The 10,793-nt window shown below is 67.9% G+C and carries 8 protein-coding genes and 1 tRNA gene; all 9 read right to left on the minus strand.

The features are described from left to right. Window positions 1-1,941: NAD-dependent DNA ligase LigA (gene ligA, locus AC1DXV_RS25390; protein WP_477936155.1), on the minus strand; the 1,941-nt coding region annotated here is incomplete at its 3' end. 33 nt (window positions 1,942-1,974) lie between these two features. Next, the gene (locus AC1DXV_RS25395; RefSeq protein ID WP_477871576.1) at window positions 1,975-2,568 is read right to left on the minus strand and encodes a hypothetical protein; all 594 of its coding nucleotides are present in this window, start codon (window positions 2,566-2,568) and stop codon (window positions 1,975-1,977) included. 203 nt (window positions 2,569-2,771) lie between these two features. Next, complete coding sequence (locus AC1DXV_RS25400) at window positions 2,772-4,925, minus strand: Ig-like domain-containing protein (RefSeq protein WP_477936157.1); 2,154 nt, start codon at window positions 4,923-4,925, stop codon at window positions 2,772-2,774. A 129-nt stretch (window positions 4,926-5,054) separates the two neighbouring features. Further along, on the minus strand, window positions 5,055-7,163 hold the full coding sequence (locus AC1DXV_RS25405) for a right-handed parallel beta-helix repeat-containing protein (protein ID WP_477936159.1): 2,109 nt from the start codon (window positions 7,161-7,163) through the stop codon (window positions 5,055-5,057). 417 nt (window positions 7,164-7,580) lie between these two features. Next, the gene (locus AC1DXV_RS25410) at window positions 7,581-8,243 is read right to left on the minus strand and encodes a hypothetical protein (protein WP_477936161.1); all 663 of its coding nucleotides are present in this window, start codon (window positions 8,241-8,243) and stop codon (window positions 7,581-7,583) included. Window positions 8,244-8,403: 160 nt separating this feature from the next. After that, a tRNA-Val gene (locus AC1DXV_RS25415) sits at window positions 8,404-8,478 on the minus strand. A gap of 61 nt (window positions 8,479-8,539) precedes the next feature. After that, entirely contained in the window at window positions 8,540-9,244 is a 705-nt protein-coding gene (dnaQ, locus tag AC1DXV_RS25420) for a DNA polymerase III subunit epsilon (RefSeq protein ID WP_477868547.1), read from the minus strand. Then, on the minus strand, window positions 9,241-10,074 hold the full coding sequence (gene lgt, locus AC1DXV_RS25425) for a prolipoprotein diacylglyceryl transferase (RefSeq protein WP_477868549.1): 834 nt from the start codon (window positions 10,072-10,074) through the stop codon (window positions 9,241-9,243). The genes dnaQ and lgt overlap by 4 nt, the downstream gene beginning before the upstream one ends. A 49-nt stretch (window positions 10,075-10,123) precedes the next feature. Then, window positions 10,124-10,793, minus strand: a 670-nt coding sequence (locus AC1DXV_RS25430) for a LysR substrate-binding domain-containing protein (protein ID WP_477936163.1), incomplete at its 5' end; no start/stop codon positions are given.

The raw sequence follows: 10,793 nt of genomic DNA on the forward strand, positions 1-10,793 counted from the left end.
CTTCGAGACCGAGCCCGACACCTTGCCGCCGGCCGCCTCGATCGCGTCCTTGGCCTCGTCGCGCGACCAGGTCGGCAGCGTGCCGGTCAGCACCAGCGTCTTGCCCAGCAGCGGGCGCGGGCGGTCGTCGGCCTCGCCAGCGCTTTCCCTGGGTTGCACGCCGGCGGCCAGCAGCTGCTCGACGACCTCGCGGTTGTGCGGCTGCGCAAAGAAGGTGTGGACGCTGGCTGCGACGATGGGCCCGACATCGGGCACCTCCAGCAACTGCTCGACGCTGGCGTTCATCAGCTTGTCGAGCGTGCCGAAGTGGCGCGCCAGGTCCTTGGCCGTCGTCTCGCCGACCTGGCGGATGCCCAGCGAGAACAGGAAGCGCGCGAGGGTCGGCGCCTTGCTCTTCTCCAGCGCATCGACGATGTTCTGCGCGCTCTTCTCGGCCATGCGGTCCAGGGCCGCCAGCTTCGCGACGCCCAATTTGTAGAGGCCCGGCAGGCTCAGCACGATGCCGGCATCGACGAGCTGCTCGACGAGCTTGTCGCCCAGACCTTCGATGTCCATTGCGCGACGGCCGGCGAAGTGCAGCATGGCCTGCTTGCGCTGGGCCGGGCAGAAGACGCCGCCGGTGCAGCGGTATTCGATGCCGCCCTTCTCGCGCGCCGCCTCGCTCTTGCAGATCGGGCAGGCCCGCGGCATGTGGAAGTTCGGCACGTAGCCCGCGCGCGCGCCCGGCACACGGCCGACCACCTCGGGGATCACGTCGCCGGCGCGGCGGATGATGACCTTGTCGCCCACCCGCACGCCCTTGCGGCGCATCTCGAAGATGTTGTGCAGCGTCGCGTTGCTGACCGTCGTACCGCCGACGAAGACCGGCTCCAGCCGCGCCACCGGCGTCAGCTTGCCGGTGCGGCCCACCTGCACGTCGATGGCCAGCAAGGTCGTCACCTGCTCCTGGGCCGGGAATTTGTGGGCCACGGCCCAGCGCGGCTCACGGGTCTTGAAACCGAGCTTCTGCTGCTGCTCCCACGAGTCGACCTTGTAGACGACGCCGTCGATGTCGAAGGGCAGGCCGTCGCGCGCCTCGGCCACGCGCTGGTGGAAGGCGACGAGGCCGGCCGTGCCGGTCGCCACCGTGCGCAGCTCATTGACCGGCAGGCCGAAGGCCGCCAGCGCATCCAGCAGGCCCGATTGCGTCGCCGGCAGCGCCCAGCCCTGCACCTCGCCCAGGCCATAGGCATAGAAGCTCAGCGGCTTGTCGCGCGCCTGGCGCGAATCGAGCTGGCGGATGGCCCCGGCAGCGGTGTTGCGCGGGTTCACGAAGGTCTTGTCGCCCTTGCTGCGCTGGCGCTCGTTCAACGCCTCGAAGGCGTCGCGGCGCATGTAGACCTCGCCGCGCACCTCCAGCACCGGCGGGGCGTCGCCCTGCAGGCGCAACGGAATCTGGCCGATGGTGCGCACGTTGTGCGTGACGTCCTCGCCGGTCTCGCCGTCGCCGCGCGTGGCCGCCTGGACCAGCACGCCGGCTTCGTAGCGCAGGTTGATGGCGAGGCCGTCGAATTTCAGCTCGGCGTTGTAGTCGACCGGCGCGTCGCCCTCCTTCAGCCCCAGCTCGCGGCGCACGCGGGCGTCGAAGGCGATGGCGCCGCCCTCGGTCGTGTCCGTCTCCGTCGTGATCGACAGCATGGGCACGACGTGATGCACCGGTGTCAGCCCGGGCAGCACGGCGCCGATGACGCGCTGCGTCGGCGAGTCCGGTGTCAGCAGCTCGGGGTGCGCGGCCTCGAGGGCCTGCAACTCCTGGAAGAGCTTGTCGTACTCGGCATCCGGCAGTGCCGGCGCGTCGAGCACGTAATAGAGGTGGGCGTGGTGGTTCAGCTGGGTGCGCAACTCGGCGGCGCGCCCGGCGAGACCATCTGCTTCGGGTGTCGGGTGGGAGGTCGGTGCCATGCCCGCCAGTTTAGAGGCGGGCCAGCCCCGACTTCAGGCCGGGCCGAAGGTCGCGCCGACGTTGTGCAGCATGTAGTTGCGGATCTCGCAGGTGCTGCGCGTGCCGGAGCCGATGCAGGCACCGGTCCAGCCGCGGAACACCTGGCCGGCCTTCGGCACCGCGCTCAGCAGCACCGTCTTGTACTTCGTGTAGCTCACGCCGCAGCTGCTGCCGCCTTGCACGCAGTTCAACGGCCCGGCCGTGCCGTTGACCGAGTTGGCCACGCTGCCCTGGCCGGTCACGCTGACCCGGATCGGGCGGCTCGGGTAGTAGGCGTCCAGATCGGCATCGACCCAGGTCTTGACCCACGGGTCGGTGGCGACGCCCTCGGCGACCTCGGTGAGCGGCTCGGCGCCGGCTGAGGTGTCCATCGTCGGCGCTGCGGCCTGGTCCACTGGTTGATCCACCAGTTGATCCACCGGTTGCTGCGCCAGCGGCGGCACCGGCGCATCCTCGACCGGCGTTGCCACCTGGGCCGCATCGGCCGCGTCGGCAGCACCAGCCGCATCACTTCCACCACCACCGCCGCATGCGGCCAGCAGTGCGGCCAGCATCGTTGCGCCGGCCATCTTGCTCAAGCTCTTCATTCCCTGCTCCAACCACGTCCGGCCTTGCACCATCGCAAGGTCCGCGTGACCTGACCTGTTTCGGCTCCGGCGCCACTTCATTGAGTGGTCTCTCGGGTCCGTTCGTTACCAGAAGTGCCGTTCGAGAATTGCTCCCGAAAGCGGACCAAGGCGAAAAGGCCCGGCCGTGCCATGCACCGCCGGGCCTCGTCGGATACCGCGTATCAGCGCGTCGAGAAGGTGTCGATCACCGCGCCGTCCTGGCCGATCGTCTTCACGTTGACCTTGCCGCCGTCCACGTCGATGCGCATGTAGTGGTACGCCGCCGTGGCCTTCGCGTTCAGCGGGCCGATGCTGTGGAAGCCGGCCAGCGCCGAGCCGCCACCGCCGGTCACGGTGTAGACCGCGCCCTTGGCATCGTCACGCACGCCGTTCGGGCTCGCGGCATCGGCATACACCGGCACCGAGCGCTCGTACACGTGGCTGTGGCCCGAGATCACCATCTTCACCTTCGGGTGCTTGCTGAAATCCTTGATCAGCGTCGGCCACGAAGCGTTCGGCGCATGGCCGTCGGAGTACGAGATCAGCGGCGCATGCATCAGCACGATGGTGTTCTGGATCGCGCTGTTGGCCGAGGCTTGCGCCAGGTCGTAGCGCAGCCAGTCGAGCTGGTGCTTGTAGTAGTACGCGTCGTAGTTGCCTTCGTTGGCGGCCGTGCAGTTGCTCGAGCACTCCATCACGTCGTAGTAGTCCGAGTTCAGGCGCAGCACCACGAAGTGCGTGCCCTTGTAGTCGAACGAGTAGTACATGTAGTCCGGATAGACGCCGCTGCGGGTCTTCGCGCAGGCCAGCTGGTAGAACTGCTCGTCGGTGTGGTGCGTGACGCTCGACGTGGTCCAGTCCTTGAAGTACGCCTTGTTCTGCGTGTGGTTCGGGATGCCGATCTTCTTCGGGTCGAACACGTCGCAGAAGCCGTTGCCGAACTTGTCCGGGTACCAGCCGTCGCCGAAGTTGTCGTCATGGTTGCCGACCACCGGGAAGTAGTAGGTCTGCAGGCCGGCGGCCGGCGTCTTGTTCTGCAGCGGCGCGATGATTTCCTTGAAGCTGCCCTTCGAGGCATCGGTCGGGCAATCGCCGCGCTGCACCCAGTTGGTCGACTTGTCGTAGCCGGTGACCATGTCGCCGAGGTTGAACACGAAGGCGGCCGGTTCCTTGACCATCCGGTTCACCAGGCCGATGTGCGCGGTGTTGCCGCCGCAGCCGTTGCCCGAGCGGCTGTCGCCGTAGGCCAGGAAGCTGAAGGCGCCGGCGCTCGCGGGCGGCGTGGTGGGCGGCGTGGTCGGGGGCGTGGTCGCCGCCGCAGCCGTCGTGAAGTTCCAGTTCGTCGTGCCGGCCAGCGCGTTGCCGGCGGTGTCCTTGATGCCAGTCGTGCCGGCCGTCAGCGCCACCGGGTACTGCGCGGCGGTCGAGAGGGCCGCGACCGGCGTGAACGTGGCGGTGTTGCCGCTGCACGCGATCGTGCCCGACACCGAACCCACCTTGAAGGTCTGGCCCGAGACGGTCGAGCAATCCAGCGTCTTGCTGAAGGTCACCTTGACCGGCGTCGTCACGGCGACATCGGTGGCACCGGCGCCGGGCGTGGCGCTCGCCACCGTCGGCGCGGTCGTGTCGGCGACGACGAACAACGCGCTCACGTCGCGCGCCTGGCTCATCGTGATGCTGCAGGTGCTGGCGCTGCCGGCGCAGTCGCCGCCCCAGGCGCTCAGCTTGAAGCCGGCGGCCGGCGTGGCGGTCAGCGTGACCGCGGCGTTCGGCGTGACGTCTTCGCTGCAGTCGGCGCCGCAGTTGATGCCGCCGGCGCCCGAGGCCACCGTGCCGGAGCCGCTGGTGCTGACGTTCAGGCGGTAGGTCGTGGGGCTCGTCGGCGGGGTCGTCGTGCCGGCCGGGCCGAACTTGGCCGTGACGGCGCGCGACTGGCTGTTGTTCAGCGTGCAGGTGTTGGCCGTGCCGGAGCAGGCGCCGCCCCAGCCGAGGAACACCATGCCGGTGTTGGGCAGCGCGCCCAGCAGCACCGAGGTGTACTTGGTGTACTTCACCGAGCAGGCCGTGCCGCCGTTGCCGCAGTTCATCGGCCCGAGCACGCCGCTCACCATGTTGCCCACCATGCCGGGGCCGGTCACCGTGACCGTGATCGGACGCGCCGTGTAGTACGCGCTGTCGCCGACGGCCTGCGCACTTTCGGTGGCGCCGGCGGCTGCCAGTTCGGGATCGACTTCGGACCCAGCGACTGCCGTGTTGCCGCTGCTGCTTCCGCCGCCGCAAGCCGCCAGCATCATCGCCAGCGACATCGCACCGAACACCTTGTTCACCCTGTTCATTGAATAGCTCCAGACAAGCCCGGTCCAGGCCCGATCGCGTGGATCGCCGGGCTGGGCTCTGAGCGGCCGGATCGGCCGCGTGTGTTGATCGAGGAAGGCGCCGGCAGAACCGCCGGCGCCTGGTTGACATCAGTACTCGTAGGCGCCGATGTCGGTGCTTGCACCCTGGGCGCGCTGCACGCCGCGGGAGTCGGTCGGAACCAGCGACTGGTTCGCGCCGGCATCGACCGCCGGGCTGCCGGTCGACAGCGTCAGCGGGGTGCTGCCCGTGGTGGTCGAGAACTTCGGATCGGCCACCTTGCTGCCGCTGTCGTCACGTCCGCTCAGGGCCTTGTACTTGGTCAGCCAGGTCGCGAAGTTGACACCGGAGAAGTCGTCGCTCGAGAAGGTCGGGGCGCCCGTGCTGGTGTAGTAGACGTTGTGGTCGAAGACCAGCGTCTTGTAGTCGGTCATCGCGCTGGAACCGATCTTCACCACCGGCTTGGCCGACGAACCGTAGACGATGTTGTTGCCGAAGTAGACGTTGGTGCCGGCCTGGCCGACTTCCGACTCGTTGGAGAGGAAGATCGAACCGTGCATCAGCTTGCCGGTGTCGTAGCAGCTGTTGTTGTAGAAGCGGGCGTTGCTCGACGACGAGGTCGCGAGGCAGGMCCAGGTGGATCCGACCACGACATTGTTGCGAACGATGCCGTCATACGTCTCGTACAGGCCGTCGACCAGGCGGTAGTCGTCGGTCTCCTGGCCCAGCATCAGCGCATGGCCGTTGGTCGAGTTGCCGATGTTGACGAGGCGGTTGTTCTCGAAGATCGGGTTGCGTGCATTGCCCTTGGCGTAGACGCCGATGTCCGGCACGTCATGGATGTAGTTGCCGGCGACACGGACGCGGTCCGCACCGACGATGTCGACACCCTGGGCATTGCTGCCCGGCTTGACCTTCGACGCGTCCTGCCAGATCTCGTTGTCCAGCACTTCCACGTCGTTGGAGGTGCGCACCAGCTTGACGATGTCGGCGACGCTGCAGCACAGGCGGTTGCCCACCAGCTTGACCTTCGGCGTGTCGATCTTGATCGCGTTGCCGTCGCCGCCGCCGGCGGCGCTGCCCTGGATCTCCAGGCCTTGCACCACCCAGTACATYGGGTAGCAGTCGGTGTTGCCGCTGCCGTCGCCGACCGCGTCTTCATCGCAGGCGGAGTTGTAGAAGTACACGGTCGGGCCCGAGCTCGTGCTCTTGATCACCGGGCGCTCGCCGTTGTAGCCGCGCAGCGAGATCCACTTCGTGGCGCTGCCCGCGCGGCGGATCACGACGCTCTCGGTGTAGGTGCCGGCACGCACGTCGATCGTGTCACCGGCGCTGGCCAGGCCGACCGCCTTGTTGATCGTCTTGAACGGGGCCGCGAGCGTGCCGGCGTTGCTGTCGCTGCCGGTGGTCGCCACGAAGTAGGCCTTGCCGGTGCCGGTGCCCGGCGCCGTGCCGTTGCCGGTACCGCCGGTTCCGCCCGAGCCGCCGCCGGTGGAGGTGGCGGTGAACGAGGCGCCGACCGCCGCCGCTGCATTCATCTGCACCGTGCAGGTGCCGGTGCCCGAGCAGGCGCCGCTCCAGCCACTGAAGCTGTAGCCGGAAGCCGGTGCCGGGTTCAGCGTGACCGGCGTGCCCGAGTAGAAGACGCTGGTGCACGATGCGCTGCACGACACGCCGGCCGGGCTCGACGTGAGCGAGCCGCTGCCGGTGACGGTAATCGCCAGCGGGTAGGTGACCGTGGGGGTCGGGGTGGGTGTGGGGGTAGGCGTCGGCGTCGGCGTCGGCGTGGGGGTCGGCGTCGGGGTGGGCGTGCTGTTCGAAACGAAGCTGCCGACCACCGTGCRGTTCTGGCCCATCGTCACGTAGCAGAACTCGGTGCCGGAGCACGAACCGCCGCTCCAGCCCTTGAAGGTGTAGCCGCTGCTGGCGCGGTGGCCGATCATCACCTGCGTGCCGGCCGCGAAGCTCGCGCTGCACTGGGTGTTGCCTTCACCGCAGACGATGCCTGCGGGCTGGGAGCCGATCAGGCCGCCCGCCTGGCCGGACACCGTCAGCGTATAGCGCGTACCGGCGGCGGCTGCGATGCGCAGTGCTTCGGCCGATTCGCTCGTGCCGGCGGCGTCTGCCGCATCGGTACCTTGATCCGTCGAAGACCCGCCGCATCCGGCCAGCACGGCCGTCACGCAGAACGCGCCCAACACCTTGTGAAACCAACTCATCGAATAGCTCCTCTAGCCAACCTGCAACGCCGGGCCAATCCCTGCGCCCGTCGATCGGGCATCCCTGTTTCGACGGCTGGGACGAATCATTGAACGACCAGAGGTGTCGCCTGTTACGGGAGGTCAAACCGAGGTCTTTGGTTTTTGCAAGCGTCCGATGAGGGTCGACACCCCCTCGTTCACGGGGGTGGCATAGGGGGAGCTATCCATCCATCGGAAATATCGATGGAGCGGATCAGGGTTTATCCGACGTGCAAGCTGTTTCAGGTCTTGTTACAGACTTGTAGGCGATCGCTACAAAACAGCCATCGGCTGCCGATAAGTCGTTGATTGCACACGGAAAATAGCAAGGTGATTTCCTGCCAATCCGAGCGATTGAAACGCCTGCCTTCGCGAAGAAAGGCGGCGTTCGGGCGCCTATTGCGGCGACTGCTTCGCGGCCGGTGTATCGGCTTTTGGTTTGTCGGCGCGTTGCGCCGAATCCACATCGGGGGCCGGCGGGGTCGCCGGTGGGGTCGATGCCGCGGTCGACTCCTGCTCCGCCAGGCGGCTCAGGCGGCGCCCGGCCTCGCTGTCCGGTGCCAGCCGCAGGCCCAGGTGCACCTTGTGCTGCGCCCGCGAAGCATCAGGCGGGTAGTACGACACCGACAGCTCCAGCCCGCCGGGGCACAGCAGCTTCAGCAGGTCGTTCATGAACGACGGGCTCTTCGGGCACTTGTCGCCGTAGGCGACGGCGATCAGCGCGGACTGGCGGGCCGCGAAGGCACGCGCCTGGGTCTCGTCGGGGAAATCGGCGACGCCGTGCACGCTGAGCAGCGTCAGGCTCTTCGGCGTCGCGAGCAGTTCGATGGCCTTGAAGTCGGGGGCCTTGTCGGGCTTGTCGATCATCATCTCGACCATCGGCGAGACGCGGGTGCGCTGCTGGGTCAGCTCGCCGACGGCGTACGGCGCACCGAGCTTGTAGCCGAACAGGTCGCCTTCGGGTGGGCCGGCCTGCGCGGTGGTGCACGCCAGCGCGGCACACAGCGTGGCGCACTGCGCGGCCAGCGCGCGGTTCAGGTGATGGTGGGTGCGGAACATGCCGTCTGACACTATATCTGCGGCGAATGGCGGCTCTTGCCATTGCGCGTCGTGTGCATGACAGGCAAAAAAAAGCAGCACCGTTGTGCTGCCTGCTTCTGGTTGCCTGTCTCTTGCTGCCTGTCTCTTGCTGCCTGTCTCTTGCCAACGATGATCGGACTGGTGGGCGGTGCAGGGTTCGAACCTGCGACTTCCACCGTGTGAAGGTGGCACTCTACCGCTGAGTTAACCGCCCGAGTGTCTTGCGATCACCGGCTTCGCGTTTCAACATCACTGCCTTGTCGCGAAGCCCTGGATTATGCCACAAGCTGGCGCCACCCCGTCTTGCCTCCGGAGGCCTTGTCGAGATCGGCGAGCAGCTTCGCGTGCGCCGCCAGCTCGTCGTCGTTCGCGACGATGACCGGCAGGTCGAAGGCGCTGAAGTCGATCGCCGCGACGACGATGTCCAGCGACGACGTGCCGCCCGCATCGATCACCAGCGAGTTCTGTCCGCGCGTCATGTTGATGTAGACCTCGGCCAGCAGGCCGGCATCCAGCAGCGCGCCGTGCAGCGAGCGGTTGGAGTTGTCGACCTCCAGCCGCTTGCACAGCGCATCGAGCGAATTCGATTTGCCTGGGAACATCTCGCGCGCCATCAGCAAGCTGTCGCTGACGCCCGCCACGCACTCGGCGAACGGCCGGCGGCCGAGCCGGCGCAGCTCGGCATTCATGAAGCCGACATCGAAGCCGGCGTTGTGGATGACGATCTCGGCACCCGCGAGGAAATCCATCAGGTCGTCGGCGATCGCGGCGAACAGCGGCTTGTCGGCCAGGAATTCGTCGGTCAGCCCGTGGATCTTCACCGCATCCTCGTGGCTCGAGCGCTGAGGGTTGACGTAGAAGTGCTTGTTGTTGCCGGTCAGGCGCCGGTTCACCATCTCGACGCAGCCGATCTCGATGATGCGGTCGCCCGACTCCGGGCTCAGGCCGGTGGTTTCGGTGTCGAAGAAGATCTGCCTCATGCCGCCACCTTCTCTTTCGCCACTTTCTCGCCGGCCGGAAAACCGCGCCGCGCCGACCAGGCGCACAGCACGATGCCCGCGAGGATCATCGGCACGCACAGCCACTGGCCCATGCTCATGTTGAGCGCGAGGAAGCCGAGGAAGTCGTCCGGCTGGCGGAAGAACTCCGCGATGAAGCGGCACAGCCCGTAGCCGATCAGGAAGGCGCCCGACACCTGGCCCATCGGCCGCGGCTTGCGCGAGAACCACCAGAGAAAGCCGAACAGCAGCAGGCCTTCCATGCCGAACTGGTAGAGCTGCGACGGGTGCCGCGGCTCGGGGCCCGCGCCTGCAAACACCATGCCCCACGGCAGGTCGGTCGACGTGACGCGGCCCCACAACTCACCGTTGATGAAATTGCCGATGCGCCCGGACGCGAGCCCGGTCGGCACGCACGGCGCGATCAGGTCGGTGACCTGCCAGAACGGCCGCTTGCGCATCCAGGCGAACACGCCCATCGCCGCGATCACGCCCAGCAGGCCGCCGTGGAAGGCCATGCCGCCCTTCCAGACCGAGAAGATCTCGAGCGGATGGCTGGCGTAGTACCCGGGCTTGTAGAACAGCACGTAGCCGAGCCGGCCGCCGATCACGACGCCCAGCACACCGTAGAACAGCAGGTCTTCGACATCGCGGCGCGTCCAGCCGGCCTGCGCGAACTGCGTCTGCCGCACGCGGATCGATGCGAGCCACAGGAACAGCCCGAAGGCGACCAGGTAGGTGATGCCGTACCAGTGGATGGCCAGCGGGCCGATCTGCAGCGCGACGGGATCGATTTTCGGGTGAACGAGCATGGGTGTGGAGGGCCAGGGCAATGCGGAAGCAGGCGAACGATACCCCAGCTCAGGTCGCCAGCGATGTGCGCACGAAACGAACGAAGCGCTCGACCACCGGCCCGGCATCGCGCGGCCACACCAGGCTGGTTTCCGAGCGCGGCGCCGCGCCGCCCGATGCCGCCAGCGACGGCGGCAGCTGCCGGTAGCTGACACCATCGCGCCGCAGCTGGGTCACCGATTCGGGCACCCAGGCGAGGCCGAGGCCGGCCGACACCAGGTTGACGATGGTCTGCATCTGGATCGCCTCCTGTCCGATCACCGGTGTCGCGCCATGCCGGTGGTAGAACGCGAACACCGCATCGTGGATGGACGGCGCGATCGCCCGCGGGAAGATGATCAGCGGCTGCGCCAGCAGCGCCGGCAACGACAGCCGGCGCGCACCGGCCAGCTGCGATGCGGCCGGCAGCGCCAGCACCAGCGGCTCGGTGCCGAGCGACAGGTGCTCGAGCGCCGGCGCCGGCAGCATGCCGGGCGCGTGCAGCACGAAGCCGGCGTCGGCCTCGCCCTGGGCGAGCGCGGCGAGCTGCACGTCGGTGGTGGCTTCGCGCAGCACGACGTGGATGCCGGGCTCGGCGAGCCGGAAATCGCGCAGCCAGCCCGGCAGCGGCCCGAAGCCCACCGTCGAGACGAAGCCGAGCCGCAGCCGCCCGACCGCCCCGCTGCCCGCGCCACTGGCC

This window comes from Rhizobacter sp. P3_C12, assembly GCF_056402735.1.